Source organism: Natronohydrobacter thiooxidans (genome assembly GCF_001884735.1).
GTDB classification, from domain to species: Bacteria; Pseudomonadota; Alphaproteobacteria; order Rhodobacterales; family Rhodobacteraceae; genus Roseinatronobacter; species Roseinatronobacter thiooxidans_A.
Genome location: NZ_MJAP01000034.1, coordinates 308,777 through 334,613 on the forward strand (window position 1 = coordinate 308,777; position 25,837 = coordinate 334,613).

Annotated in this window: 21 protein-coding genes and 1 tRNA gene; 15 read left to right on the forward strand and 7 right to left on the reverse strand. The window is 64.6% G+C overall.

All coding sequences use genetic code 11. The features are described from left to right. The first annotated feature begins 30 nt into the window (after nucleotides 1-30). From BG457_RS16145 to lpxK, 5 genes are all read left to right on the forward strand, one after another. Complete coding sequence (locus BG457_RS16145) at nucleotides 31-1,392, forward strand: TldD/PmbA family protein (protein ID WP_425434934.1); 1,362 nt, start codon at nucleotides 31-33, stop codon at nucleotides 1,390-1,392. Further along, on the forward strand, nucleotides 1,379-2,158 hold the full coding sequence (locus BG457_RS16150; protein ID WP_071798514.1) for an inositol monophosphatase family protein: 780 nt from the start codon (nucleotides 1,379-1,381) through the stop codon (nucleotides 2,156-2,158). The genes BG457_RS16145 and BG457_RS16150 overlap by 14 nt, the downstream gene beginning before the upstream one ends. 144 nt (nucleotides 2,159-2,302) lie before the next feature. Continuing rightward, entirely contained in the window at nucleotides 2,303-3,109 is an 807-nt protein-coding gene (locus BG457_RS16155; RefSeq protein WP_071798517.1) for a sulfite exporter TauE/SafE family protein, read from the forward strand. Nucleotides 3,110-4,430: 1,321 nt separating this feature from the next. Beyond that, nucleotides 4,431-5,636: a 3-deoxy-D-manno-octulosonic acid transferase gene (locus tag BG457_RS16160; protein ID WP_071798519.1), complete on the forward strand. Its 1,206-nt coding sequence runs from the start codon at nucleotides 4,431-4,433 to the stop codon at nucleotides 5,634-5,636. Next, nucleotides 5,636-6,625, forward strand: a complete 990-nt coding sequence (gene lpxK / locus BG457_RS16165) for a tetraacyldisaccharide 4'-kinase (RefSeq protein ID WP_071799242.1) — start codon at nucleotides 5,636-5,638, stop codon at nucleotides 6,623-6,625. Before BG457_RS16160 ends, lpxK begins: the two co-directional genes overlap by 1 nt. A 95-nt stretch (nucleotides 6,626-6,720) precedes the next feature. Here lpxK and BG457_RS16170 read toward each other — a convergent pair whose 3' ends face one another. After that, complete coding sequence (locus BG457_RS16170; protein ID WP_071798521.1) at nucleotides 6,721-8,199, reverse strand: NAD-dependent succinate-semialdehyde dehydrogenase; 1,479 nt, start codon at nucleotides 8,197-8,199, stop codon at nucleotides 6,721-6,723. A 175-nt stretch (nucleotides 8,200-8,374) separates the two neighbouring features. Here BG457_RS16170 and BG457_RS16175 point away from each other — a divergent pair, with 175 nt between their 5' ends. The 3 genes from BG457_RS16175 to pheS all read left to right on the forward strand — a co-directional run bounded on the left by BG457_RS16175 (nucleotide 8,375) and on the right by pheS (nucleotide 12,795). After that, nucleotides 8,375-9,850, forward strand: coding sequence for a sensor domain-containing diguanylate cyclase (locus tag BG457_RS16175; RefSeq protein WP_071798522.1), 1,476 nt, complete (start codon nucleotides 8,375-8,377; stop codon nucleotides 9,848-9,850). Nucleotides 9,851-10,221: 371 nt separating this feature from the next. Beyond that, a complete protein-coding gene (gene mgtE / locus BG457_RS16180) occupies nucleotides 10,222-11,625 on the forward strand; it encodes a magnesium transporter (protein ID WP_071798524.1) in 1,404 nt (467 codons plus the stop codon). A gap of 96 nt (nucleotides 11,626-11,721) precedes the next feature. Further along, nucleotides 11,722-12,795: a phenylalanine--tRNA ligase subunit alpha gene (pheS, locus tag BG457_RS16185; RefSeq protein ID WP_071799243.1), complete on the forward strand. Its 1,074-nt coding sequence runs from the start codon at nucleotides 11,722-11,724 to the stop codon at nucleotides 12,793-12,795. A gap of 429 nt (nucleotides 12,796-13,224) precedes the next feature. Here pheS and glnA read toward each other — a convergent pair whose 3' ends face one another. Further along, nucleotides 13,225-14,631 (reverse strand): type I glutamate--ammonia ligase, encoded by a 1,407-nt coding sequence (gene glnA / locus BG457_RS16190; RefSeq protein WP_071798526.1) that lies wholly within the window; start codon nucleotides 14,629-14,631, stop codon nucleotides 13,225-13,227. Nucleotides 14,632-14,698: 67 nt separating this feature from the next. After that, entirely contained in the window at nucleotides 14,699-15,037 is a 339-nt protein-coding gene (locus BG457_RS16195; RefSeq protein WP_071798528.1) for a P-II family nitrogen regulator, read from the reverse strand. Nucleotides 15,038-15,221: 184 nt separating this feature from the next. On the opposite strand from BG457_RS16195, the gene BG457_RS20655 reads away from it, so the two are divergent. Beyond that, nucleotides 15,222-15,935, forward strand: coding sequence for an NAD(P)H-hydrate epimerase (locus tag BG457_RS20655; protein ID WP_342715529.1), 714 nt, complete (start codon nucleotides 15,222-15,224; stop codon nucleotides 15,933-15,935). Beyond that, on the forward strand, nucleotides 15,925-16,782 hold the full coding sequence (locus BG457_RS20660) for an NAD(P)H-hydrate dehydratase (RefSeq protein WP_342715530.1): 858 nt from the start codon (nucleotides 15,925-15,927) through the stop codon (nucleotides 16,780-16,782). The genes BG457_RS20655 and BG457_RS20660 overlap by 11 nt, the downstream gene beginning before the upstream one ends. On the opposite strand, the gene BG457_RS16205 is transcribed toward BG457_RS20660, so the two are convergent. Further along, the gene (locus BG457_RS16205) at nucleotides 16,771-17,268 is read right to left on the reverse strand and encodes a Hint domain-containing protein (RefSeq protein WP_071798530.1); all 498 of its coding nucleotides are present in this window, start codon (nucleotides 17,266-17,268) and stop codon (nucleotides 16,771-16,773) included. The genes BG457_RS20660 and BG457_RS16205 overlap by 12 nt on opposite strands. 192 nt (nucleotides 17,269-17,460) lie before the next feature. Between BG457_RS16205 and BG457_RS16210 the strand changes: the two genes are divergently transcribed. Further along, a tRNA-Leu gene (locus BG457_RS16210) sits at nucleotides 17,461-17,545 on the forward strand. Between the two features lie 4 nt (nucleotides 17,546-17,549). Here the strand turns inward: BG457_RS16210 and BG457_RS16215 are convergent. Then, nucleotides 17,550-17,993: a YaiI/YqxD family protein gene (locus BG457_RS16215; protein WP_071799244.1), complete on the reverse strand. Its 444-nt coding sequence runs from the start codon at nucleotides 17,991-17,993 to the stop codon at nucleotides 17,550-17,552. Between the two features lie 237 nt (nucleotides 17,994-18,230). On the opposite strand from BG457_RS16215, the gene tig reads away from it, so the two are divergent. Continuing rightward, nucleotides 18,231-19,565, forward strand: coding sequence for a trigger factor (tig, locus tag BG457_RS16220; RefSeq protein ID WP_071799245.1), 1,335 nt, complete (start codon nucleotides 18,231-18,233; stop codon nucleotides 19,563-19,565). A gap of 89 nt (nucleotides 19,566-19,654) precedes the next feature. On the opposite strand, the gene ilvN is transcribed toward tig, so the two are convergent. Both ilvN and BG457_RS16230 read right to left on the reverse strand, forming a co-directional pair. Then, nucleotides 19,655-20,215 carry an acetolactate synthase small subunit gene (gene ilvN / locus BG457_RS16225; protein WP_071798533.1) on the reverse strand — a complete coding sequence of 187 codons (561 nt, stop codon included), beginning with the start codon at nucleotides 20,213-20,215 and terminating at the stop codon, nucleotides 19,655-19,657. A 12-nt stretch (nucleotides 20,216-20,227) separates the two neighbouring features. Further along, nucleotides 20,228-21,982, reverse strand: a complete 1,755-nt coding sequence (locus tag BG457_RS16230) for an acetolactate synthase 3 large subunit (RefSeq protein ID WP_071799246.1) — start codon at nucleotides 21,980-21,982, stop codon at nucleotides 20,228-20,230. Between the two features lie 333 nt (nucleotides 21,983-22,315). On the opposite strand from BG457_RS16230, the gene BG457_RS16235 reads away from it, so the two are divergent. The 3 genes from BG457_RS16235 (at nucleotide 22,316) to parE (ending at nucleotide 25,784) form a co-directional block, all read left to right on the forward strand. Continuing rightward, nucleotides 22,316-22,630, forward strand: coding sequence for an ArsR/SmtB family transcription factor (locus tag BG457_RS16235; protein WP_071799247.1), 315 nt, complete (start codon nucleotides 22,316-22,318; stop codon nucleotides 22,628-22,630). A 40-nt stretch (nucleotides 22,631-22,670) separates the two neighbouring features. Continuing rightward, nucleotides 22,671-23,723: a permease gene (locus BG457_RS16240; RefSeq protein ID WP_071798535.1), complete on the forward strand. Its 1,053-nt coding sequence runs from the start codon at nucleotides 22,671-22,673 to the stop codon at nucleotides 23,721-23,723. A 111-nt stretch (nucleotides 23,724-23,834) separates the two neighbouring features. Beyond that, a complete protein-coding gene (parE, locus tag BG457_RS16245) occupies nucleotides 23,835-25,784 on the forward strand; it encodes a DNA topoisomerase IV subunit B (protein ID WP_071798537.1) in 1,950 nt (649 codons plus the stop codon). The last annotated feature ends 53 nt before the right edge of the window (nucleotides 25,785-25,837 follow it).

A 25,837-nucleotide genomic window follows, 5' to 3' on the forward strand; every position in this document is an offset into this window, starting at 1 on the left:
GACCGAAGCATTCGCCCCGGAGCCCAGCCCATGTTCGACGATCACCTGACCGCGCCTCTGAAATCCGTCACCAATGCGCTGTTGAAAGCGGCGAAAGCGGCGGGGGCGGATGCGGCGGATTCCATCGTGATCGAAGGGCGCTCGATCTCGATTGATGTGCGCAAGGGCGGGCTTGAACAGGCCGAGCGCTCGGAAGGGCTCGATATCGGGCTGCGCGTCTTTGTCGGCCAGCGGCAGGCCTGCATCTCCTCCTCCGACACCCGCCCCGAGACGCTGGAGGCGATGGCCGCCCGTGCGGTCGCCATGGCCCGCGAGGCGCCCGAAGACCCCTATGCGGGGCTGGCCGAGACGCATCAACTGGCGATGCTGCGCTCTGCCGAGGGGCTGGAACTTTTCGACCCGGCGCCCGAGCCTGCGCCCGAGATCCTGCAGGAAGATGCCCGCCGCGCCGAGGCTGCGGCCGAGGCCGTGCGCGGCGTGAGTCAGGTGCAATCGGCCTCTGCCGCCTATGGCTCGCAGGCGATCTGGATGGCCGCGACCAACGGCTTTCAGGGCGGCTACGGGCGCTCTTCGCGCCATATCTCCTGCGTGGCGATTTCGGGCGAGGGGACGGGCATGGAGCGCGACTGGTGCGCCGAGGGGCGTATCTTTCAATCCGACCTGCCCGACGCTGAGGAAATCGGCCAACTGGCCGGGGAACGCGCGGTTGCGCGTCACGGCGCGCGCCGCCCCAAGACCGGCGCCTATCCGGTGCTCTATGACGAGCGCATCGCCTCCAGCCTGATCGGCCATCTGGTGAGCGCGATCAATGGCAGCGCGATTGCGCGCGGCTCCAGCTGGCTGCGCGATGCGATGGGCGAAGCGGTGTTGCCCAAGGGCATCAGCCTGCGCGAGGATCCCCTGCGCCCGCGCCGCTCGGGCTCGCGGCCATTCGACGCCGAAGGGCTGCAAAGCCGCGCCAAGGATCTGGTGGCGGACGGGGTGCTGCAAAGCTGGGTGCTGGATCTGGCGACCGCGCGCAAACTGGGGCTGGAGAGCACCGCGAATGCGGTGCGCGGCACCTCGGGCCCGCCCTCGCCCTCGACCTCGAACCTGATCCTGACGCAGGGGTCGCAGACACAGGCCGAGTTGCTGGCCGGGATGGGCACCGGGCTGCTGGTCACATCGCTGATCGGCTCGACCATCAACCCCACGACCGGGGATTACTCGCGCGGGGCCTCGGGCTTCTGGGTGGAAAACGGCCAGATCGCCTGGCCGGTCAATGAATGCACTATTGCGGGCAATCTGCGCGAGATGTTGGGCCGGATCACGCCCGCGAATGACGCGAAGGACCATCTGTCCAGCGTCGTACCCTCGCTACTGGTTGAAGGGATGACCCTTGCCGGGGCGTAAGGATCTGGCGCTGCTGACCGATGCCGCCCGCGCGGCGGGTGACATAGCCCGCCGGTATTTCGGTGCCGCGCCCCGCATCTGGGACAAGGGCGACGGGCAGGGGCCTGTGACCGAGGCCGATCTGGAAATCGACACCATGCTGCGCGCGCGCCTGATGGCGGCGCGCCCCGGTTATGGCTGGCTGTCCGAAGAAAGCGCGGGCGATGCGGACCGGCTGACAGCACCGCGCAGCTTCATCATCGACCCGATCGACGGCACCCGCGCCTTTATCGACGGGCAGAAGGGCTTTGCTCATGCGCTGGCCGTGATCGAGGATGGGGTGCCGCTGGCCGCTGTGGTCTATCTGCCGATGCTGGAGCGCTGCTACGGCGCCGCGCTTGGCCATGGCACGCATCTGAACGGGCAGCCGGTGCAGGTCAGCCCGCGCGCGTCTATAGGCGGCGCGCAGGTGCTGGCGGCCAAACCCCAGTTGCAGCCGCATCAATGGCCCGGCGGCGTGCCGCAGGTCACGCGCCATTTCCGTCCTTCGCTGGCATGGCGCATGGCGCTGGTCGCCGAAGGGCAGTTCGACGCCATGCTGACCCTGCGCCCGACATGGCATTGGGATATCGCGGCAGGGGCGCTCCTGATTTCCGAAGCGGGGGGCGTCGTCACTTCGGGGCAGGGGCAGGGGCTGCGCTTTGACACGGCGCATCCGGCCTCGGACGGGGTGATCGCCGCCAATCCGGCACTGCATGCCGCGCTTCTGGCGGCCCGGACCGGATAGGCCGCGACCGGGACCGGGAGCCAAGCGATCTGGTCTTCGCCGCCTGACAAGGATAGCTTGGGCTGGCGTGAAGCCCGTCTCCCCATCCGTGGAAAGGGCCGTTTGCCGAAAACAGTTTGGGGCGCCCCTTGGGCCGTAGGGAATATGGATCAACCCGCCAAGTCGTCTTCGCCCCGCAACCTGCCCGCCGCTTTTGCAGGGGGGGCGGTCATCGGCACGCTTGGCGGCCTGATCGGCCTCGGGGGGGCCGAGTTCCGCTTGCCGCTCCTGATCGGCCTGTTCCGCTTTGCCGCGCTTGAAGCGGTGATCCTGAACAAGGCCATGAGCCTTGTCGTTGTGGCAACGGCGCTTCCGTTCCGCGCAGGAACCGTTCCTTTCAGCGAGATCACGGCGCATTGGCCCATCGTGCTGAACCTTCTCGCCGGGAGCCTCGCGGGCGCATGGCTCGGGGCGGGATGGGCAACCCGACTGAAATCTGAAACGCTCTACAGGCTTCTCGCCCTTCTGCTGGTGCTGATCGCCGTGGTTCTGCTCTTCGGGCATGATACCGGCGCATCAAGCCCGCTTCTGACCGGCGCGGGCCAGATGATTGCGGGTGTCGCGGCCGGATTCGGCATCGGCATTATCGCCTCGCTGCTGGGCGTCGCGGGCGGCGAGTTGCTCATTCCGGCGCTGGTGCTGCTCTTTGGCACTGACATAAAGCTGGCGGGGTCGCTGTCGCTGGCGATCAGCCTGCCGACCATGCTGCTGGGCTTCGCCCGTTACAGCCGCGATCAGAGTTTCGCCGTCCTTGGGCGGAACCGGCGCTTCCTTCTGGTGATGGCGACCGGGTCCATCCTCGGCAGTTTCATCGGGGGCATGCTGCTGGGCGTGGTCCCGGGCACTATCCTCTTGCCCGCGCTGGCGTTGATCCTGCTCATCTCCGCTATCAAGGTCTGGCGGCACAAATAGCCGGGCCCCAACGGATAGCGGCAATGCGCCTGCCGGTCGCGGATCAGGCCTGTGCAGCGGTCCTTACGGAGGATCGCGCCCCCGCGCCGCTGGGGCTGGAGTATGAGCGGCAGGTTAGGGTCCGGAGAGGGCGCTGGCGGCGCATGGGTAGGGTGCGTGCTGTAGCACGCACCCTACGGGGAGCTGCCAAGCGCCCTGCGGCAGGACAGCTTCTGCCCGGATTTTGTCCAGAGCCTGCGCGCGCGCAAAGCCCGGCAAGATCATCGCCTTCGCCATCGCCCGACTGCCGGACTATGCCGCACCATGAACTGCCCGTCAAAACCGGCAGGAGCGCCCACCCGCGACCGGGCATTGCGCGGCTACCCTCGCGCCGTCAGCCGTCCGTTCTGTCTGGTGCCTCTGTCGCGGAGCACGAATACGCCCGACCTGCTGCGCCGGGCAGGGCGCGCGCGCCGGTGTGCGTCTCTTCGTCACCTGACAAGGATATCCGGGCATAGGGCGGCGCCTGTTGCTGACCATTACCCAGAAAGCCCCCGCGCGGAATCAAGGCCGCAGGCCGCCGCGCAGCGCCCGACCGCCCCACCGGGCGGGCGCTTCTCGCTGTTGGGCATTTCAAAACCGCTGGAATATGCCGCGCCATAAATTGCCTGCCTTCACTGTGGGAGCGCCCACCCGCGGTCGGGCGCTGCGCGGCGCTTCGCGCGCCGTCGACTGTCGGTTCGTCCCGCTTTGCCGACGCGCTCAGAGACGCCCCCGCGCGGGACCAAGGCGCGCTTTGGGGGCGGGCGGTGCGGAGGCGCTGGAGGTGGCGTTCGCGGAAGTGGTGGGGGGAGGGGGAAGTCCCCGTTGCGGGGGCACCAGTCATGCGCGGCGTGTCGCACGGAGCTGGATGGGGCGGAGCCTATTTCCGACGCTCATGCAGAATCTCCCGCGCGGGATCAAGGCGCGCTTGCGCGCTGCCGCGCAGCGCCCGACCGCCCCCCAGGCGGGCGCTCCTCGCTGTCAGGCATTTCAAAACCGCTGGAATATGCCGCACCATAAACTGCCCTCAAAACCGGCAGGAGCGCCCACCCGCGACCGGGCACTGCGCGGCTTTCTCGTGCCGTCAACTGTCGGTTCTGTTCGGCCCCTCTGTAGCGGATCAGAATACGCCCGGCCCGCTGCACCGGACAGGAGGCGCGCGTCTGGGTGCTTCCCTTCACGCCGCTTTCCGGCCTATCTAGGGGGATAGGCAACATGAAAGATCACGCCCCGCCGTGCTGTCCCATTCGCTGATCATAAACCCGCCCGGCCCGCTGCCCCGCACAGGGGGGCTCTGAGCATGCGCAATCTCGCGGGCCAACTCTACCTTCTGTCACGCAACCGCTCCACGTCGGTCCCTGCCGCGCTCGCGCAGCTGCCGCAGCCCTGCCTGTGGATGCATAGCGATGATCCGCGCGAGGCGCAGATCCTTGTCACCCTCTCCGAGGCGGTGCTGCAAAAAGAGGAAGGGCTGGGCGTGCTTCTGACCCTGCCCCGGAGTGCTGCTGCCGGGCTGCCCGATCTGCCGGGGCGCGTGATCCTGCCGCTGGAGGGCGATACCCCCGCACTGGTGCAGGAACTGGCGGCGCATGGGTATCTGCCCGCGGGTTTTCTGGTTGCCGCGACTGTCCTGCCTGCGGGCATGATCACCGCGCTGAGCCGCCGCAATGTCCCGGTTTTCGCCATCGACACGGATGCGCCCGGTTTCGCCTCGGGCTGGCGGCATCTGCCGGGATTTGCGCGCGCGGTGCTGGCCTGTCTGGACCATGTGTTCCTGCAATCGCCTGCCGCGCGGGGGGCGTGGCTGGATCAGGGCCTGCCTGCTGACGCGCTCAGCCTCTGCGGCAGACTGTCTGCGACCCCGGCGGCGCTGGGCTGCAACGAGGCCGAGCGCGATGCGCTGGCCGAGGCCTTCCGCCATCGCCCCATCTGGCTGGCCGTGGGCGTGCCCGAACGCGAAGAGGCGGTGATTCTGGCCGCCCATCGCGAAGCCTTGCGCGAAAATCACCGGCTGGCCCTGATCCTGCATCCGGCGGATCCGCAGCGCGGCCCGGAGCTGAAAGAGATTTTCGCCGCCCAGTTCATCACCGCGCTGCGCTCGCTCGATGATCTGGTGACCCCCGAGACCCAGGTCTATATCGCCGATACCGAAGGCGAGCGCGGGCTGTGGTACCGGCTCGCCACCGCCTGCTATCTGGGCGGCTCGCTGACGGGTGAGGGGGCGCTGGTCTCGCCGCTGGAACCTGCGGGTCTGGGCTGCGCCATCGTGCATGGCCGCGTCTATGGGCGCCATGCCGAGGCGTTTGACCTGCTGCGCGAAGCCCGCGCGACGCGGATGATCCAGAGCGCGGATGCGCTCGGATCGGCGATCTGCACCGCCCTGCGCCCCGAACGCGCCGCAGATCAGGCGCATCGCGGCTGGCAGGTGATCTCAAGCGGCTATGAGGCCACCGAGACCGTGATCGAGGCGCTGCTATCCGCCGCCCATACGCAGAAAGGCCCATGATGCGCCCTCCGGGATTCTGGTATAACCCGCAAGCGCGCCCCGGCCTGCTCGCGCATCTTCTGGCGCCCTTGGGCGCGCTTTATGCAAGCCAGACCGCCCGGCGCGTGGCCCGCGCACCCGACTGGCGCGCGCCGGTGCCGGTGATCTGCGTCGGCAATCTGAATGTCGGCGGCACTGGCAAGACCCCCACGGTCATCGCAGTGGTGCAGATGCTGCAGGCGATGGGCGCGGGCCCGCATGTAATCTCGCGCGGTTATGGCGGGCGGCTGGAAGGGCCGCTACGCGTGTCCGAACGCGCGCATACTGCGGATGATGTCGGCGACGAGCCGCTGCTGATTTCGGCCTTCGCCCCGGTCTGGGTGGCGCGCGATCGGGCGGCCGGGGCGCGCGAAGCCGTCGCGGCAGGCGCGCAGGTTCTGGTCATGGATGACGGGTTTCAGAACCCGGCGCTCGCGAAGGATCTGTCGCTGATCGTGGTCGATGCTGCCGTGGGCTTCGGCAATGGCCGCGTCCTGCCCGCTGGGCCCCTGCGCGAGCCGGTGGCGGTGGGGCTGAGGCGTGCAGATATGATCATCAGCATCGGCCCGCCCGAAATGCAGGCGCGGTTCAGCCCGGAAGCGCTGGGCCTGCCGGTGCTGCGCGGCGCACTCAGGCCGTTGCAGATGGGGATGTCCTGGCAGGGGCTGCGGGTGCTGGCATTCGCGGGCATCGGGCGGCCCGAGAAATTCTTTGCGACCCTGCGCAGCGAGGGGGCAGAGGTGCTGCGCGCCGAAGCGCTGAGCGATCACCAGCCGCTGACCGACGCGCTGATGGCGCGGCTGGCGCTGGAGGCCAAGGCGCTGGGGGCGCAGCTGGTCACGACCGAGAAGGATGCGGTGCGCTTGCCGCCCTCGTTCCGGGCGAAGGTTCTGGCATTGCCGGTGCGGCTGGAACTGGAAGACGACGCGCGGTTGCGCGCGGCGCTCTCCGGGCTTTTCCCGCCCCGGTGAGGCGGGAAGGAAGCCGGACCTCGGGGGCATCGAGCCCCCTCGGTCCGGTCGCAGGGCCCGCGCGCTGGCGCGCTTGCAGCCCTGCTCCGGTGCGCTCAGACGCTCAGGCAGACATATTTCATCTCCAGGTAATCCTCGGTGCCGTGCAGCGAGCCCTCGCGCCCGAGCCCCGATTGCTTGACCCCGCCGAAAGGCGCCACCTCGGTCGAGATGATCCCGGTATTGACGCCGACAATCCCGTATTCCAGCGCTTCCTGAACGCGGGTGATCCGGCCCACATCGCGGGCGTAGAAATAAGAGGCAAGACCGAAGATCGTGTCATTGGCCATGGCGATCACCTCTTCCTCACTCTCGAACCGAAACAGCGGCGCCAGCGGGCCAAAGGTTTCCTCAGTCGCGACCTTCATCGCCTGCGTGACGCCGGTCACGATGGTCGGCTCGAAGAAACTGCCGCCATTGCCATGTTTGCGCCCGCCGGTCAGCACCGCGCCGCCCTTGGCCAGTACATCGGCGATATGATCCTCGACCTTCTCGACGGCTTCAGTATTGATCAGCGGACCCAGATCCGTGCCCTCTGCCAGCCCGTCACCGACCTGCAATTTCTCGACCGCCGCTTTCAGCTTTTCGGCAAAGGCATCATAGACCCCGGCCTGCACATAGATGCGGTTGGCACAGACGCAGGTCTGCCCGTTATTGCGGTATTTCGACATCATCGCGCCCTGCACGGCGGCATCCAGATCGGCATCATCAAACACGATGAAAGGGGCATTACCGCCCAGTTCCATGGAACATTTCATCACCTGATCGGCGGCCTGCCGCAGCAGGATCCGGCCCACCTCAGTACTGCCGGTGAAGGTCAGCTTGCGCACGATCGGGTTCTCGCAGAACTCCTTGCCGATATCCGAGGCCCGGCTGGAGGGCAGCACCGACAACAGCCCCTTCGGCACGCCCGCGCGTTCCGCCAGCACCGCCATCGCCAGCGCCGAAAGCGGGGTTTCCGCCGCCGGGCGCGCGACGAAGCCACAGCCCACCGCCAGCGCGGGCGCCACCTTGCGCGCGATCATCGCATTGGGGAAATTCCACGGCGTGATCGAAGCCGCAACCCCGATCGGCTGGCGCAGCACCGAGATGCGCTTGTCGGGCTGATGGCCGGGGATGATCTCGCCATAGACGCGCCGCGCCTCCTCAGAGAACCATTCGACAAAAGCCGCGCCATAGGCGATCTCGCCGCGCGCTTCAGCCAGCGGCTTGCCCATTTCGGCGGTCAGGATCACGGCCAGATCTTCCTGATTCTCCATCATCAGATCGAACCAGCGCCGCAGCACGCCCGCACGCTCCTTGGCCGTGCGCGCGGCCCAGCCATGGCGCGCGGTCTCGGCGGCCTCGATGGCGCGCGCGGCTTCCTTGCGCGTCACATCCGCCACCCGCGCGATCACATCCCCGCGCGCCGGGTTGCGCACTTCGAATGTCGCACCGTCATCCGCGTCAATCCACTCGCCCGCAACAAGCGCGCGGGTTTCCAGCAGCGAGGGGTCGCGCAAAAGCGATTTCAGATCAGTGGGCTGGTCGAGCATTTCTCTTCCTCCTTGACGGGTCTTGATCCTGCACGGGCGTCGCGCGCCCCGCATCATGGGGGAAAGCTAGGCGCTTTGCCGGGCTTTGTCACGGGCAGGGCAGGGCGCAAGGCAAGAAAGTCTTAACAATCCTGTGCGATTCTCGGGGGCGCAGGGCAGATCACAGGGGCGCCGCATGTGCGCGAAAGACCTCAAGGACAGCGCGGCTGAAAGCGCCGAACGCTTCTATTCCGAACTTGTGCTGCGGCACTCTTCGGATGCTGTCATCATCTCGGACCCGGCGCATATGGCGCTCTGGGTCAATCCCGGTTTCACTGCACAATCGGGCTATTCAGAAACCGAACTGATCGGCCAGAATGCCGGGCTGGCCCTGCGCGGGCCGGAAACCGACCCCGACACGCTGCGCCAGATCAGCCTTGCCTGCCAGCAGCGTCGCGAAATTCGCTGTGATATCCGGCTCTATACGAAATCCGGCGCGCCCTATTGGGTGGATCAGAAAGTGACGCCTGTCCATGACGCGACGGGGCGGCATACGCATTTCATCTCGACCATGCGCGACATCACCGAACGCAAGCTCTTGGAAGAACAGAATGAGGAAATGCGCCATGCCGAGGCGCTGCGCCAGTCCGAGCGCCAGCTTCTGGCCCTGACCAGCGAATGGCTCTATTCCGCCAAATCCTTCGAGGAACTGCTGATGGTGATCCAGCGCGCCATGCACACGCTGATCCCCGAAGCCGATGGCGCGCTCTATGTCTATAATGACAGCCGCACCATGCTCGATCTGGCGACAAGCTGGGGCAGCCAGCCGGAATTTCCCCGCCATATCCTGCCCGATGATTGCTGGGCGCTGCGACGGGGCCGTGCCTATGCTTACGGCCAGAAACCGATCCAGTTCGTCTGCGATCATGTCGCCAGATCCGGCACGCCCTATTTCTGCCTGCCGATCATCGCGCATGGCGAAACCATCGGGCTGATGCATATCGTCTTCGACGGGTTCGAGGACACTGGCGTCATGCGCCATATGCGCGATCAGGTCCTGGGCAATCGCTGGGAAATCTCGCTGATCTGCGGCGAGCAGATCAGCCTTGCCGTGGCCAATGTCCGTCTGCGTCAGGAATTGCACGAGAAATCCCTGCGCGATCCGCTGACGGGCCTGTGGAACCGGCGCTGGTTCATGGAGCAGGCGCAGCGCGAAATCACCTTCGCGCTGCGCGACGGGCGCGCGCTTTCGCTGATCGCGGTCGATGTGGACCATTTCAAGGCGTTCAACGACCGTTTCGGCCATGATGCCGGCGATCTGGTGCTGGGCGAGGTAGGTCGCGCGATGGCCCGGCTGGCCTCTGAGAGCTTGCATCCCTGCCGGATCGGCGGCGAGGAATTCATCCTGCTGGGCGTCGATCACGATATGTCTCAGGCGCTGGCGAAAGCTGAAGAATTGCGCGCCGCCATCGGCAAGGTCGAATTGGCGGTTCTCGGGCAGACCCTGCCGCCGATTGCGATCTCGGCAGGGCTGGCGGTGCTGGGGCGCGACGGCAATGACCTGCAGCAACTGATGCACGCCGCCGACCGCGCGCTTTATCACGCCAAGGCGACGGGGCGGAACCGCGTCGTGTCGCACCCCCCGCCCGCGAGCGCGCCCGGTGCGGGGTAGGGGGCCGGGCGCGTAACGCGCGTCCCAGCGCAGATGCGACATCCGATCCCCGGACCCGCCCGCGCCATCCCGGCGCGCCAGCCCGCCTGCGCCGCAGACGCCCGGCTCAGGCTTTCGGCAAATCCCGGCAAAGCCTCTGGATGCGACGCTAAGAAATTGACTTTCCGCGAAATCCTTCCTATCACCGCGCTGTCGGCGGTATGGTCGACGCTGAATCACGGGACAACAATGGACGGCAGTTCCAGTTGGGCGCAGAGCCTGCGCCCTGACACAGATGACACAGATCAGCCGCGCCGGGCGCGGGCCGCCATCCGGGTGTAACCCCGCCGTGCTGCCCCGCTCCCGAGCGAAGCAGCACGCAGGAGAACACCATGTCATTCCAGACCACGCTCAACGACCTGCGCAATGAGGTGCAGACCGACCGTGCCGATTTCGACGCCGCCTTCATCGCCATCGAGATTGCCCGCCTGTTGCGCGAAGAGCAGCCCGGCGCGGTGCGCGAATTTCTCGAAACCCAGGAACTCGCCGATATCGCCGCCCTGATCGAGGAACTGGACGAGGGCGATGACCTGACCGTGCTGCGCCTGCTGCCGCTGCATGATCAGGCCGAGCTTCTGGGCTATCTGCGGGCCAGCGCCCAGGTCGATCTTGCCACCCGAATCCCGCGCCGCGAACTGGTCGCGCTGATGACCGCGATGAGCCATGACGAGCGCGCCGACCTCTTCAAACAGCTTGACGAGGAAGCGCAGGAAGCCATCCTGCCCGCGCTCTCGAAAGCCGAGCGCGAGGATCTGCGCCGCCTTGCTGCCTATGAGGAATGGACCGTCGGCTCGGTCATGACCTCGGATTACGCCACGCTCCAGCCCGAGCTGACCTCGACCCAGGCCATCGAGGCGCTGCGGATGCAGGCCATCGAGGCCGAGACCATCTATTACGCCTATATCATCGACGAGGCCCGCAAGCTGGTGGGGGTGGTCAGTCTGCGCGATCTGCTGACCGCCCGCCCACGCCAGCGCATTTCCGAGATCATGGATACCGAACCGGTCTGGGTGCGCGCCGATGACGAACAGGAAGAGGCCGCGCGTCTGGTCGCGCGCTATGACCTTCTGGCGCTGCCGGTGCTCGACAATAACGACCGCCTCGTGGGGATCGTCACCGCCGATGACGCGATGGATGTCACCGAGGAAGAAGTGACCGAGGATTTTCACAAGGGCTCGATCGTTCAGCCGCTGGATATGTCGGTGGCCGAGGCCACGATTGCGATGCTCTACCGCGCGCGGATCTTCTGGCTGGTGCTGCTGGTCTTCGGCAATATCTTCTCGGGCGCGGGCATCGCGCATTTCGAAGATACGATTGCCGAGCATCTGTCGCTGCTGTTCTTCCTGCCGCTGCTGATCGCCTCGGGCGGGAATGCCGGCACGCAATCGGCCACGCTGATGGTGCGCGCGCTGGCGACAGGCGATGTGCGGCCCTCGGATTTCGGCCGCCTGCTGACGCGCGAAGTGGTGATCGCGCTGACGCTGGGGCTGACCATGGCGCTTGCCGTCTCGGTGATCGGGGTCTGGCGCGGCGGGCCGGATATCGCCGTGGTCGTGGCGCTGGCGATGGTGACGATCGTGCTGATGGGCGCGCTGATCGGCATGTGCCTGCCGTTTCTGTTTGCGAAATTCAACCGCGACCCGGCGGCAGCCTCGGGGCCGCTCGTCACCTCGATCGCCGATGTGCTGGGGGTGCTGATCTATTTCACCATCGCGGCGCGTCTGCTCAGTCTCTGAGCGGCACATGCTTGCAATCGGCGGGGCGATTGGCTAGGCCCTCGCCCACAGCACCAGCACCCCGCCGCAGGCGGGCAGGAGACGGATATGGATGGCATCGACGCGCTTCGCGGCAAATTCCTCGATCAGATATCATCGGCGGCAGATCCTGACGCGCTGGAAGCCGTGCGCCTCGCCGCGCTGGGCAAGAAGGGCGAGATCAGCCTGAAGATGCGCGATCTGGGCCAGATGAGCCCCGAGGAACGCCAGAGCGCCGGGCCGGTCCTGAACGGGCTGAAATCCGAGATCGACGCGGCGCTGAAAGCGCGCCGCGCCAGTCTTGAGGATGCGGCCCTAGACGCGCGGCTCAAGGCCGAATGGCTCGATGTCACCCTGCCGGGCCGCCCGCGCCCCATGGGCACGATCCACCCGATCAGCCAGGTCATGGATGAATTGACCGCGATCTTCTCGGATATGGGCTTTGCGGTCGCCGAAGGGCCGCAGATCGAATCCGACTGGTATAATTTCGACGCGCTCAATATCGCGCCCGAACACCCGTCGCGTCAGGAAATGGACACGTTCTACATGCACCGCGCGCCGGGGGACAACCGCCCGCCCCATGTGCTGCGCACCCATACCAGCCCGGTGCAGATCCGCGCCATGCAGGATCAGGGCGCGCCCATCCGCGTGATCGCGCCGGGCCGCGTCTACCGTATGGATATGGACCAGACCCATACGCCCATGTTCCATCAGGTCGAAGGGCTGGCGATTGACCGCGATATCTCGATGGCGCAACTGAAATGGACGCTGGAAGAATTCTGCCGGGCTTTCTTCGAGGTCGATGAGGTCGAGCTGCGCTTCCGTGCCTCGCATTTCCCCTTCACCGAACCCTCGGCCGAGGTCGATATCCGCTGTTCCTGGGAGGGTGGCCAGCTCAAAATCGGCGAGGGGAAGGACTGGCTCGAAATCCTCGGCTCCGGCATGGTGCATCCGCATGTGCTGCGCGCGGGCGGGATTGACCCGGATCAGTGGCAGGGCTTTGCCTTTGGCGTGGGGATCGACCGGATCGCGATGCTGAAATACGGCATCCCCGATCTGCGCGCCTTTTTCGAGAGCGACCTGCGCTGGCTGCGCCATTACGGTTTCGCCGCCCTTGACCAACCGGCACTGGCCGCGGGCCTCAGCCGCTGACCCTCATTTTCTTGCGATAAATACTCACGGGGGTTCTCAGGGGATCGACATGAGAGCGCCATTGGTCCGAGCGATCATGTCGATGTGCGCCCCTTGAGGCGGGGGGCTTGGCGGGCGGCAGCCCTCCAAGCCCCCCTCTCCCGAACAGCCCATCCCAGCGCAATAGCCCCCCGACCTGCGGGGCTCTTGCGCGCGACCTGCGCTGGCCGCGGGCCTCAGCCGCCCGGCTTCATCTTGCCCGAAATACTCACGGGGGTTCTCAGGGGATCGACATGAGAGCGCCATCGGTCCGAGCGATCATGTCGATGTGCGCCCCTTGAGGCAGGGGGTTTGGGGGGCGGCAGCCCTCCAAGCTCCCCCTCCCGGGAAAGCCCGCCATGAAAAAAGCCCCCGACCAGCGGGGGCTTTTTCCGTCTCTCGCGCTACTGATCAGCAGCTGTAATACATCGCATATTCGATCGGGTGCGGGGTGTGCTCGTAAGTATACACCTCTTCCCATTTCAGATCGATATAGGCCATGATCTGGTCCTTGGTGAACACGTCACCGGCCAGCAGGAAGTCATGGTCCGCCGCGAGCGATTCCAGCGCCTCGCGCAAGCTTGCGCAGACCGTGGGGATGCCTTCCAGCTCTTCGGGCGGCAGATCATAGAGATCCTTGTCCGAAGCGGGGCCCGGATCGATCTTGTTCTTGATCCCGTCCAGACCTGCCATCAGCAGGGCGGCGAAAGCCAGATAGGGGTTGGCCGAAGGATCGGGGAAACGGGCTTCGACGCGCTTGGCTTTCGGGCTTTCGGTCCATGGGATCCGGATGCAGCCCGAGCGGTTGCGGGCCGAATAGGCGCGCAGCACAGGGGCTTCAAAGCCGGGGATCAGGCGCTTGTAGCTGTTGGTCGAGGGGTTGGTGAAAGCGTTCAGCGTCTTGGCGTGCTTCAGGATGCCGCCGATGAACCACAGTGCTTCCTGGCTCAGATCGGCATATTTGTCGCCTGCGAACAAGGGCTTGCCGTCTTTCCAGATCGACATGTTGACATGCATGCCGGTGCCGTTGTCGCCCTTGACGGGTTTCGGCATGAAGGTCGCGGTCTTGCCATAAGCGTCAGCCACGTTGCGGATCACGTATTTGTATTTCATGATCTCGTCAGCCTGCTTGGTCAGCGAGCTGAAGATCAGGCCCAGTTCATGCTGCGCGGTCGCCACTTCGGTGTGATGCTTGTCGACCTTCATCCCCATGTCTTTCATGGTGGTCAGCATTTCCGAACGCATGTCCTGATTGGCGTCAATCGGGTTCATCGCGAAGTAATGGCCCTTGACGCCCGGACGGTGGCCCGAATTGCCATGCTCATAGGCCGTGTCAGAGTTCCAGGCCGCTTCCTCGGCATCGACCTCGAAGCTGACCTTGTTGATCTTGTCCGAGAATTTCACGCTGTCGAAGACGAAGAATTCAGCTTCCGGCCCGAAATAGGACACATCGCCGATCCCGGTCGATTTCAGATAGGCTTCGGCTTTCTCGGCGGTGCCGCGCGGGTCGCGCTCATAGGGCTCGTTCGTGTCGGGCTCGACGATCGAGGCATGGATCGCCAGCGTCTTCTCGGCATAGAACGGGTCGATATAGACCGAGTCGAAATCGAACACGAGTTTCATGTCGGACGCCTCGATACCCTTCCAGCCCGGCACGGAAGAGCCGTCGAACATGAAGCCTTCCTCAAGGAAGTCCTCGTCAACAAGGTCATTGATGATGGTCACATGCAACATGCGCCCGCGCGGGTCGACGAAACGGATGTCGAGATAGGCGACATCTTCGTCTTTCATCAGTTTGAGAACGTCAGCAGCACTCATTTGTTCTTCCCTTTTGGTTTAGAGAGCAGGATCAGGCGCGGCGCGACAGGCCAGCCTGAACTTTGGATTACAGCGCGTCATCCCCGCTTTCGCCGGTGCGAATGCGGATGGCCTGTTCGACAGGAGAGACGAAAATCTTGCCATCCCCGATCTTGTCCGTGCGCGCGGTCGAGACGATGGCCTCGATGGCCTCATCGACCTGATCATCCGGCAGAACGACCTCGATCTTCACCTTGGGCAGAAAATCGACGACATATTCGGCGCCACGATAGAGTTCGGTATGACCCTTCTGGCGCCCGAAGCCCTTGACCTCGATCACGGACAGGCCCTGCACGCCGATATCCTGAAGCGCCTCTTTCACCTCATCGAGCTTGAACGGCTTGATGATGGCTTCGATTTTCTTCATCCCTTCGCTCCCGCATGGTCGCCAGCCTGCGCGCTGGTCACACCCGTTCAGATCATTTTCATTCTGGAGGAACAATCTGATAGGCTTCTCTGCGGCGGGGCGGCGGCAAGAAAACAGGCATAAGTCAATATAATGTGCAAAACGACTAAAAAATCAGCAGAAAATGAAAACTGGATTCTGGAAAATGACTGAATTTCTGACATCTGCCCAAATGCGCGCCATTGAGCGCGCGGCAATCGATTCTGGACAGGTCACGGGGCTGGAGCTGATGGAACGCGCGGGGCAGGGCGTTCTTGACGCTGTTTTCGCGACATGGCCGGATTTCGCGCGCGCCCCCGCCACGGCCTTTCTGCTCTGCGGGCCGGGCAATAATGGCGGCGACGGGCATGTGATCGCGCGCGTGCTTGCGCAGGCAGGCTGGACGGTCACAATTGCCCAAGATGGCCCGCCCCTCGCCACGGCCCCCGATGCGCTGGCCTGCTATCACAAGGCGCAGGCGGCGGGCTGTGCCTTCCTTCCCCTCTCGGCGCAGCTTGCCCGTGATATCGCGGCGGAGGCCGCGCCGGTGCTGGTCGTGGATGCGCTTTTCGGCACCGGTCTGACCCGCCCGCTCGTGCCCGAAATGCAGGCGCTGGCCGCGGAACTGGCGCAAAGCGCTGCCCGGTCCAAAGGCGCGATCCGCGTGGTCGCGGTCGATATCCCCTCGGGCCTGAGCGCCGATACCGGGCAGGTGATCGCGGGGCCAGAGGGCGGGCGCGCCTTCCGGGCCGATCTGACCGTCACCTTTCACGACCGCAAGCGGGGGCATATGTTGCAGGACGGTCCCGCCTACTGCGGTCAGGTCAAGGTTGTCGATATCGGCCTTGGCCCATGGGACGGGCTGCGCCATGGTGCCTGATCCCGCCCTGATCACCGCGCTGCGCAAATCGCAAGCCGCGCATAAATACAGCCATGGTCACGCGCTGATACTTGCGGGCGGCGTCGGGCGCGGGGGGGCTGCGCGGCTGGCCGCGCGCGGCGCCCTGCGCATGGGCGCCGGGCTGGTCACGGTCGCCTGTCCGCCCGCTGCGCTTCAGGAAAACGCCGCGCGGCTCGATGCGATCATGCTGCGCCCCCTGCGCGACGGGGCGGCGCTCGGCGCGATGCTCGACGATCCGCGCCTCACCGCGCTCTGCCTTGGCCCCGGTCTGGGCCTTGGCGCGCGCGAGGCGGTGTTGGTCGAGGCCGCTTTGCAGCCCCGACCCGCGCGGGAAACCGTGATCCTGGATGCCGACGCGCTGACGCTTCTGGCCCAGTCCCCGGATCTGCGCGCGCTCTTGCACCCGTCCTGCATCCTGACCCCGCATGAGGGCGAATTCGCGCGGCTCTGCCCCGATCTCGCGGCAGGCCTGCGCGATGCGACCACATCCGACGCGCGCGCGGCTATCGTCACGCAGGCGGCGCAGGATCTGGGCGCTGTGGTGCTGCTGAAAGGTCCGCTGACTGTGATCGCCGCCCCCGATGGCGCGGTTGCGACCAGTGCTGCGCGTGGCGACCGCGCTGCCCCTTGGCTCGCCACAGCCGGATCGGGCGATGTTCTGGCAGGGTTTATCACCGGCCTTGCCGCGCGCGGCGTGGCGCCGATGCAGGCGGCAATCTGGGGCGCCTATCTGCATCTCGAAGCGGCGCTGGATTTCGGCCCCGGCCTGATCGCCGAGGATTTGCCCGAGCGCCTGCCGAAAATCTTCCGGCGCTTAGGCGTCTGAAGCGCGCACCAGCGCGGGCATGCCATTGGCCACGACCACAATGTCGCGGTCAAAGCCGAGACGATAGAGCATCGCCCCCTCTGTGGGACGCTGCACAGTCGCCGAATCAATCAGGGCCTGCGCCTCGGTCAGCGCGGGGGCGCCATAGATCAGATCGGTGCGCCAATCGCGCATGCCCAGCTTCTGCCCTGCGCCCACGACCAACGATTTCTGCCGCAGCGCCGGTGCCAGCCCCAGCCCCAGCGCGGCAGGGGTGATCTCGACCAGTTCGCGGGCGCTGGCGCGGCGACAGCGCAGGCTGCGCAGCTCAATGATCTGGCCCTCCGCATCCAGCAGAAGATCGCCCGCCATGATCCGCTCGACCGCGCGCGGCCCGGTAATGGTGCGCAGCAGCGTGCCCGCAGCAAAACCCGGCAGGGCAGAGGTGCGCGCGCGCGGTTTGGCGCGGGCGAGGGGCGGAGCAAGGCTTATGGTCGTGGCATACATCACGCGAATCTCCTTAACGCATCCTTGCAACAGAAATATAACTGCAAGGTAAACACTCACCGTCGATATTGTCTCTATTCTCGCAACAATGCCGGGGGAATCGGGCAGGAATGCGGCAAAACCATGCAACTTGCCGGGCAGGTGTTTTCCCTCTCGCATCCGCCAGAGGCATTTGCTAACAGAGCACCAGTTGCGGGTGTGGCGAAATTGGCAGACGCACCAGATTTAGGTTCTGGCGCCGCAAGGCGTGGGGGTTCAAGTCCCTCCACCCGCACCATGATTCACCTGATACGGCGCAGCGCCCGTTCCAGCGCATCCAGAAAGCGCGAACGATCCGCTTTCGAGAAACTCTTGCCCCCGCCCTGCCGGAACGGATCGGCGGCGCGCAGATCGGCCATCAGATCGCGCGTGGCCAGCACCGAGCCGATATTGTCAACGGTCAGCGCCTCGCCATTATGTTTCAGCACCTGCGCGCCCGCGCTGACGCAGCGATGCGCGAGCGGGATATCACCGGTGATCACCACATCGCCCTCGCCTGCGCGTTCGGCAATCCAGTCATCGGCCACATCCGGCCCTTCCGGCACGATCACTGTCTCGATCAGCGGATTGGCTGACGGCCTGATACCCCCGTTCGACACAATCACCATTCGGACGCGGTGGCGGGTGCCCACACGCTCGACCTCGGCCTTGACCGGGCAGGCATCTGCATCGACATAAATGGTCATGCCTGTGGCCATAACACGCGGCCCGCGCGCTGAACATCGGGAAATGCGCAGCCGACTGGTCCGGGACAGACGCGCAGGCGGGGGGCGCGAATTTTCCATGGGCACAGGGCTGAACCCGCGCGCGCGGGCGCCGCATCGCGCCAGAATCGGGGTTGATCCTGTGGCCCGCCCACACTAGGAAGGCGCAGATTCAATCAGGCCGCCCTCGTGCGGCCTGTCATACATGCGAGGATGCTCATGCAAGTCACCGAAACCCTGAACGAGGGCCTGAAGCGCGGATACACGATCACTGTGACCGCTGCCGAACTGGCCGCGAAAGTCGATGAAAAACTGGTCGAGGCCCAGCCCGAGATCGAGATGAAAGGCTTTCGCAAGGGCAAGGTGCCGATGGCGCTGCTGAAAAAGCAGTTCGGCCAGCGCCTCCTGGGCGAGGCGATGCAGGATGCGGTTGACGGCGCGATGAACCAGCATTTCGAGACCACCGGCGACCGCCCCGCCGCCCAGCCCGATGTCAAGATGACCAATGAGGACTGGAAAGAAGGCGATGATGTCGTTGTCGCCCTGAACTATGAAGCGCTGCCCGCGATTGAAACGCCCGATTTCTCCGGCATCGCGCTGGAGAAGCTGGTGGTCAAGGCCGATGACGCCGCCGTGCAGGAAGCGCTGGAGAATCTGGCCAAGAACGCGCAGAATTTCGACGATAAAGATGGCGCGGCCGAAAACGGCGATCAGGTCACGATGGACTTTCTGGGCAAGATCGACGGCGAGCCGTTTGATGGGGGTGCCGCCGAAGATTTCCCGCTGGTGCTGGGCTCTGGCCAGTTCATCCCCGGTTTCGAAGAGCAGCTTGTCGGCGTGAAAGCCGGTGAGGAAAAGACCGTCACGGTCAGCTTCCCCGAGGAATATGGCGCCGAGCATCTGGCGGGCAAGGAAGCCACGTTTGATTGCACCATCAAGGCGGTGAAAGCTCCTGCCGAGGCCAAGATCGACGACGAGCTGGCGAAGCAATTCGGCGCCGAAAGCCTTGAGGCGCTGAAAACCCAGATCACCGAGCGGCTGGAAGCCGAATACGGGCAGGCCTCGCGCGCCGTGCTGAAACGCGGGCTTCTGGACGCGCTGGACGAGAAAGTGAATTTCGACCTGCCGTCCTCGCTGGTCGAGGCCGAAAGCAAGCAGATCGCGCATCAACTCTGGCATGACGCGCAGGAAGGCGTGGATCAGCATGACCACAGCCATGGCGATATCGAGACCACCGAGGAAAGCGACAAATTCGCAGTCCGCCGCGTGAAGCTGGGGCTGTTGCTGGCCGAAATCGGCCAGAAGGCCGAAGTCACGGTCTCTGATCAGGAAATGACCCAGGCGGTGATCGCACAGGCGCGGCAATATCCGGGTCAGGAGCGCGCCTTCTTCGAATTCGTGCAGAAGAACCCGCAGATGCAGCAGCAATTGCGCGCGCCGATCTTCGAGGACAAGGTGGTGGACCATATCCTTGAGCAGGTCAGCGTGACCGAGAAAGAGGTCAGCAAGGACGAGCTGCAGAGCGCCATCGAGGCGCTGGAAAGCGAAGCCTGAGCCAGACCAACCCGGTCTGATCCAAATGCGAAGGGCGGCCCGCTGGGCCGCCCTTCAGGTTTATACGAGGGGTTTGGCCCGCGAGGCGCTTACGCGCCGCGTGCCAAAGCGGCAACACCGGTGCGCGCCACCTCGACCAGCCCCAAGGGGCGCATGAGTTCGGCAAAGGCATCGACCTTTTCGGGCGTGCCGGTCATCTCGAACACGAAGCTTTCCAGCGTGGAATCGACCACATTGGCGCGGAAAATCTCGGCCAGACGCAGCGCCTCGATCCGGTGCTCGCCCTGACCACGCACCTTGAACAGCGCCAGTTCCCGCTGCACCGAGGGGCCTTCGACCGTCAGGTCATGCACCTCATGGACGATCACCATGCGCTCCAGCTGCGCCTTGATCTGCACGATCACTTGCGGCGTACCCGAGGTCACAACCGTGATGCGCGAGCGGTGGCCCAGATGATCCACCTCGGCCACGGTCAGGCTGTCGATATTATAGCCGCGCGCAGAAAACAGCCCGATCACCCGCGCCAGCACCCCGGATTCATTATCCACGATCACGGTCAGCGTATGGGTCTCGATCACCTCGGCATTCGGGTCGCGCAGGTCATAGGCGGAATGCTTGGACGAGCCTTTTTTGATTTGCAGCGGGGACATTCTTGCGTTCCTTTACACCAGCACCGCGCCAGACGCGCCGATCACGCCCTGCGTGTCCACTTCACCCAGGATCATGTCATTATGGGCATTGCCCGAAGGGATCATCGGGAAGCAGTTCTCATGCTTCTCGACGATGCAATCAAAGATCACCGGCCCGTCATAGGCCAGCATCTCGCGGATCGCATCATCCAGATCCGCCTCATTGTCGCAGCGGATGCCCTTGCAGCCGAAAGCTTCGGCCAGTTTCACGAAATCGGGCAGCGCTTCGGACCAGCTATGCGAATAGCGCTCGCCATGCAGGAGTTCCTGCCATTGCCGCACCATGCCAAGGCGTTCATTGTTCAGGATGAACTGCTTGACCGGCGCGCGATATTGCACTGCCGTGCCCATCTCCTGCATATTCATCAGCCACGAAGCCTCGCCCGCAACATTGATCACCAGCGCATCCGGATGCGCGATCTGAACGCCAATGGAGGCGGGCAGCCCGTAGCCCATCGTCCCCAGACCGCCCGAGGTCATCCAGCGGTTGGGCTCTTCAAAGCCCAGATATTGCGCCGCCCACATCTGATGCTGGCCCACTTCGGTGGTGATATAGCGGTCCATGCCCTTGGTCAGCGCCTCCAGCCGGGCCACAGCATGCTGCGGGCGGATGACCGAGCTGCCGGGCTTGTAGGCCAGACAATCGACGGATTTCCATTCCTCGATCTGCGCCCACCAACGCCCCACGGCCTCGCGATTGACCTTGCGGCCGCGCGCTTTCCACAGATCCAGCGCCGCTTCCAGCACATGCGCGACATCGCCGATGATCGGCACATCGGCGCGGATCACCTTGTTGACCGAGGAAGGGTCGATATCGACATGGATCCGGGTCGAGCCGGGGCTGAAAGCGTTGATGCGGCCCGTGATCCGGTCGTCAAACCGCGCCCCGATATTGATCATCACATCGCAATCATGCATCGCCCAATTGGCCTGATAGGTGCCATGCATCCCCAGCATGCCCAGCCAGGATTTGCCGCTGGCCGGATAGGCGCCCAGACCCATCAGGGTCGAGGTGATCGGGAACCCCGTCGCCTCCACCCATTCGCGCAACAACTGGCTGGCCGCAGGCCCGGAATTGATCACCCCGCCGCCCGTGTAGAAAACCGGCTTCTCGGCGGTCTCGATCAGCTCCACCATGCGTTCGATCATCTCGGCATCGCCCGCGACGCGGGGCGCGTAATGGCCGGTCTGGACCGTCGGTTTCTCGACATAGGCGCCGGTCGCGAATTGCACATCCTTCGGGATATCGACCAGCACCGGGCCGGGACGCCCCGCCGTGGCGACATGAAACGCCTGATGGATGGTCTCGGCCAGCTTGTCGGTTTCCTTCACCAGCCAGTTCATCTTGGTGCAGGGGCGGGTAATGCCCACCGTGTCGCCTTCCTGAAACGCATCCGAGCCGATCATGAAAGTGGGCACCTGACCCGAGAGCACGACAATCGGGATCGAATCCATCAGCGCATCCACAATCCCGGTGACGACATTGGTGGCACCGGGGCCGGATGTCACCAGCACCACACCGGGCTTTCCGGTGGAGCGCGCATAGCCCTCGGCGGCATGGATCGCACCCTGTTCATGGCGCACCAGAATATGGCGGATGTCGTTTTGCTGGAAGATCTCGTCATAAATCGGTAGCACCGCGCCGCCGGGATAGCCGAATACCACTTCCACACCCTGATCTTTCAGGGCTTCAACAACCATTCTGGCTCCGGTCATCTGACGTGTCATCTTGTGCTCCATCAAGGCGTCATCTGCATGTCGCTTTAGCGCGGCTTCAGGCAATAAAAAAGCCCCCGGTGAGGTTCGGGGGCGCATGGGGGTCCGTTCTGGATATCCGTCACCGGCCCATGCGCATCTCGCTTACAAGTACAACCAGGCTGACTTTCATTGCTTTCATCCGCTCCTTTGGCGTGGCCGGACCCTATGTCCCGCGCGGGCCGAGGTCAATGCCGAAAACGCATCCGATTGCGCAGAACGGGGCGATTTCTTTTCATTTGTTGCGCGGCTTTCGGAATGCGGAAATATCTTTACATAACCAGAAAAGTGGTCATAATGGCGGGCATGACCTGTGATGATGACAAAGCCGCAATCGCACTCGCCGCCCTGGGCCATGCTGCCCGCCTGTCGGTCTTTCGCCTGCTGGTAAAGGCCGGGCCGGACGGGCTGATGGTGGGCGAGATCGGCGCGCATCTTGATATGCCGCTCTCGACCCTCGCGCATCATCTGCGCGCGCTGAAACAGGCGGGGCTGATCAGCCAGACCCGCGCCGGGCGCGAAGTGCTGACGCGGGCGGAAACCGCGGCGCTGCATGGCGTGGTGGATTACCTGCTCAGCGAGTGCTGCCAAGGGGTCCATCCGCGGGCGCAATCGGCGTGACAGCCTTGCCCAAAATAACCACAAAACCGGAGATTTAAGGATGACTGACCACATACTTCCCCAGCCTCGGCCCGTTGCTGCGCTGTGGTCGCATCTGTGGCGCAAGGAAAAGCCGTGGCTCGCCTTCGCGCTGATCGTGCTGGCCTTGACCACGCTCGACCCTGCGCAACTCGGCCCGTCCTTCGCCAAGGTGACCGGCGCCCTGGTCTCGATCGCGCCTTTTCTCGCAGCCTCGATCCTGATCGCCGCCGGGGCAGGGGCCACGGGCGCGGATAACCTGATCGCAAAGGCCTTCACCGGCGCCCCCGCAATGATGATCGCGATGGGTGCGCTGGCCGGGGGCCTGTCGCCCTTCTGTTCCTGCGGGGTGATCCCCTTGATCGCGGCGCTGCTGGCGATTGGTGTGCCATTGGCCCCGGTCATGGCCTTCTGGCTGGCCTCGCCGCTGATGGACCCGTCGATGTTCGTGCTGACAGCCGGAGTTCTGGGGCTGGAATTCGCCATCGCCAAGACGCTGATCGCAGTGGGCATGGGGCTTCTGGGCGGGACCGTCGTGCATCTGCTGATGACGCGCGGCGCGCTGGCCGATCCGCTGCGCGAAGGCATCGGCAATGGCGGCTGCGGCGGCGCGAGACTGCGCAATCCGCAACCCCCGGTCTGGACCTTCTGGCATGATCCCGCCCGCGTCGCCAAATTCCGCAGCGAGGCGGTCAAGACCTTCCTCTTCCTGCTGAAATGGCTCTCGCTCGCTTTCCTGCTCGAAAGCCTGATGCTGGCCTATGTGCCCGCCGAACTGGTGACACAGACGCTGGGCGGAAATGGGCTGCTGCCGATTGTACTGGCAACGCTGGTCGGGGTGCCTGCCTATTTCAACGGCTATGCCGCCTTGCCCCTGATCGGCACGCTGATGGAACAGGGGATGCAGCCGGGCGCGGGCATGGCCTTTCTGGTGGCGGGCGGCGTGACCTCGCTTCCGGCAGCGATTGCGGTCTGGGCACTGGTCAGGATCCGCGTCTTTGCCCTCTATCTCGCGATTTCGCTGGGCGGGGCGTTCGCAATGGGGCTGATCTTCCATCTCTGGACGTTGCTGTAACGCGTCACACCGTCTAAGACAGCAGGGCGCAGGGACTAAACCTTGCGCCTTTTGCGCTGCAATGGTCTATTGGTAGCGCATTCCACCCAAGAAGAATCGAGCAGCGCCCCCATGAGTGACCTGTTAAGCCCGGCTGAAACCTATGATGCTTCCTCAATCGAGGTTCTGGAAGGGCTGGAACCTGTCCGCAAACGTCCCGGCATGTATATCGGCGGCACGGATGAGCGCGCGCTGCATCATCTGGTCGCCGAAGTGCTCGACAACTCGATGGATGAGGCGGTAGCAGGCCACGCGAACCGCATCGAGGTCGAGTTGCACGGTGATTATTCGGTCACGATCCGCGACAACGGGCGCGGCATCCCGATTGACCCGCATCCGAAATTCCCCGGCAAATCGGCGCTGGAGGTGATCCTCTGCACGCTCCACGCGGGCGGCAAGTTCTCGGGCAAGGCCTATCAGACCTCGGGCGGTCTGCACGGGGTGGGCGCCTCGGTCGTCAACGCGCTCTCGGATCACATGCGCGTCGAAGTGGCACGCAATCGCGAGTTGTTCGCGCAGGAATTCTCGCGCGGCATCCCGCAGGGGCAGGTCGCCAAGGTCGGCCCGGCCCCGAACCGGCGCGGCACCACCGTCACCTTCCACCCGGATGCAGAGATTTTCGGCGCGCTGAAATTCCGCCCTGCGCGGCTGTTGAAAATGGTGCGCTCGAAAGCCTATCTCTTCTCGGGGGTAGAGATCCGCTGGAAATCCGCCATCCCCGATGGCGATACGCCGATGGAAGCGACCTTCCATTTCCCCGGTGGTCTGGCCGATTACCTGAATGAACAACTGACCGGGGCCGTGACCTATTCCGACAAGCCCTTCGCGGGCAAGGTCCAGTTTCAGGAGAAATTCGGCCAGCCCGGTTCGGTCGAATGGGCGGTGAACTGGACGCCCGTCCGCGACGGGTTCGTGCAAAGCTACTGTAATACTGTGCCGACGCCAGAGGGCGGCACGCATGAACAGGGCTTCTGGGCCGCGATCCTCAAGGGCATCCGCGCCTATGGCGAGTTGGCCAATAACAAGAAAGCCGCTCAGATCACCCGCGAGGATATGACCGCAGGCGGCTGCGCGCTGGTTTCGTGCTTCATCCGAGAACCCGAATTTGTGGGCCAGACCAAGGACCGCCTCGCCACGACCGAGGCCGCGCGCATGGTCGAAGGGGCGGTGCGCGACCATTTCGACAACTGGCTGGCGGCGGATCCCAAGGCCGCAGGCGCGATCCTCGATTTTCTGGTGCTGCGCGCAGAAGAACGGCTGCGGCGCAAGCAGGAGAAGGAAACCTCGCGCAAGACCGCGACCAAGAAGCTGCGGCTTCCGGGCAAGCTGGTGGATTGCTCAGCCACCACGCGCGATGGCACGGAACTCTTCATCGTCGAGGGCGACTCGGCGGGCGGCAGCGCCAAAATGGCCCGCGACCGGCGCAATCAGGCGCTTCTGCCCCTGCGCGGCAAGATCCTCAACGTGCTGGGCGCGGCCTCCTCGAAACTCGGGACCAACGCGGAAATCAGCGATCTCTGTCAGGCGATGGGCGTGGGGCTGGGGACGAAGTTCCGCCTTGATGATCTGCGCTATGACAAGATCATCATCATGACCGACGCCGATGTGGACGGCGCGCATATCGCGGCACTTCTGATGACCTTCTTCTTCACCCAGATGCGGCCGATGATCGACGCGGGCCACCTCTATCTGGCCTGCCCGCCGCTCTTCCGCCTGACGCAGGGCGCAAAGCGCGTCTATGCGCTGGACGAGGCCGAGAAGGACCGGCTTCTGGCCGAGGGGTTCGGCGGCAAGGGCAAGGTCGATGTCTCGCGCTTCAAGGGTCTGGGCGAGATGGACGCGAAAGACCTGAAAGAAACCACGATGGACCCGTCCTCGCGCCGTCTGATCCGCGTCAGCGTGGACGACGACCTGCCGGGCGAAACCGGCGATCTGGTCGAGCGGCTGATGGGCAAGAAGCCGGAATTGCGCTTCCAGTATATCAGCGAGAATGCGCGGTTTGTGGAGGATGTGGATGTGTGATCCGTTAATGGGTTGTTGAATTTTTGTTCTTATTGTGTTCTGACAGATAAAAC

What these genes read in the sequence shown, in the direction of transcription:
- BG457_RS16145 (WP_425434934.1), top strand. Translation starts at nt 31, where the DNA reads ATGTTCGACGATCACCTGACCGCGCCTCTGAAATCCGTCACCAATGCG.
- BG457_RS16155 (WP_071798517.1), top strand. Translation starts at nt 2,303, where the DNA reads ATGGATCAACCCGCCAAGTCGTCTTCGCCCCGCAACCTGCCCGCCGCT.
- BG457_RS16160 (WP_071798519.1), top strand. Translation starts at nt 4,431, where the DNA reads ATGCGCAATCTCGCGGGCCAACTCTACCTTCTGTCACGCAACCGCTCC.
- lpxK (WP_071799242.1), top strand. Translation starts at nt 5,636, where the DNA reads ATGCGCCCTCCGGGATTCTGGTATAACCCGCAAGCGCGCCCCGGCCTG.
- BG457_RS16170 (WP_071798521.1), bottom strand. Translation starts at nt 8,199, where the DNA reads ATGCTCGACCAGCCCACTGATCTGAAATCGCTTTTGCGCGACCCCTCG.
- BG457_RS16175 (WP_071798522.1), top strand. Translation starts at nt 8,375, where the DNA reads ATGTGCGCGAAAGACCTCAAGGACAGCGCGGCTGAAAGCGCCGAACGC.
- mgtE (WP_071798524.1), top strand. Translation starts at nt 10,222, where the DNA reads ATGTCATTCCAGACCACGCTCAACGACCTGCGCAATGAGGTGCAGACC.
- glnA (WP_071798526.1), bottom strand. Translation starts at nt 14,631, where the DNA reads ATGAGTGCTGCTGACGTTCTCAAACTGATGAAAGACGAAGATGTCGCC.
- BG457_RS16195 (WP_071798528.1), bottom strand. Translation starts at nt 15,037, where the DNA reads ATGAAGAAAATCGAAGCCATCATCAAGCCGTTCAAGCTCGATGAGGTG.
- BG457_RS20655 (WP_342715529.1), top strand. Translation starts at nt 15,222, where the DNA reads ATGACTGAATTTCTGACATCTGCCCAAATGCGCGCCATTGAGCGCGCG.
- BG457_RS20660 (WP_342715530.1), top strand. Translation starts at nt 15,925, where the DNA reads ATGGTGCCTGATCCCGCCCTGATCACCGCGCTGCGCAAATCGCAAGCC.
- BG457_RS16205 (WP_071798530.1), bottom strand. Translation starts at nt 17,268, where the DNA reads ATGTATGCCACGACCATAAGCCTTGCTCCGCCCCTCGCCCGCGCCAAA.
- BG457_RS16215 (WP_071799244.1), bottom strand. Translation starts at nt 17,993, where the DNA reads ATGACCATTTATGTCGATGCAGATGCCTGCCCGGTCAAGGCCGAGGTC.
- tig (WP_071799245.1), top strand. Translation starts at nt 18,231, where the DNA reads ATGCAAGTCACCGAAACCCTGAACGAGGGCCTGAAGCGCGGATACACG.
- ilvN (WP_071798533.1), bottom strand. Translation starts at nt 20,215, where the DNA reads ATGTCCCCGCTGCAAATCAAAAAAGGCTCGTCCAAGCATTCCGCCTAT.
- BG457_RS16230 (WP_071799246.1), bottom strand. Translation starts at nt 21,982, where the DNA reads ATGACACGTCAGATGACCGGAGCCAGAATGGTTGTTGAAGCCCTGAAA.
- BG457_RS16235 (WP_071799247.1), top strand. Translation starts at nt 22,316, where the DNA reads ATGACCTGTGATGATGACAAAGCCGCAATCGCACTCGCCGCCCTGGGC.
- BG457_RS16240 (WP_071798535.1), top strand. Translation starts at nt 22,671, where the DNA reads ATGACTGACCACATACTTCCCCAGCCTCGGCCCGTTGCTGCGCTGTGG.
- parE (WP_071798537.1), top strand. Translation starts at nt 23,835, where the DNA reads ATGAGTGACCTGTTAAGCCCGGCTGAAACCTATGATGCTTCCTCAATC.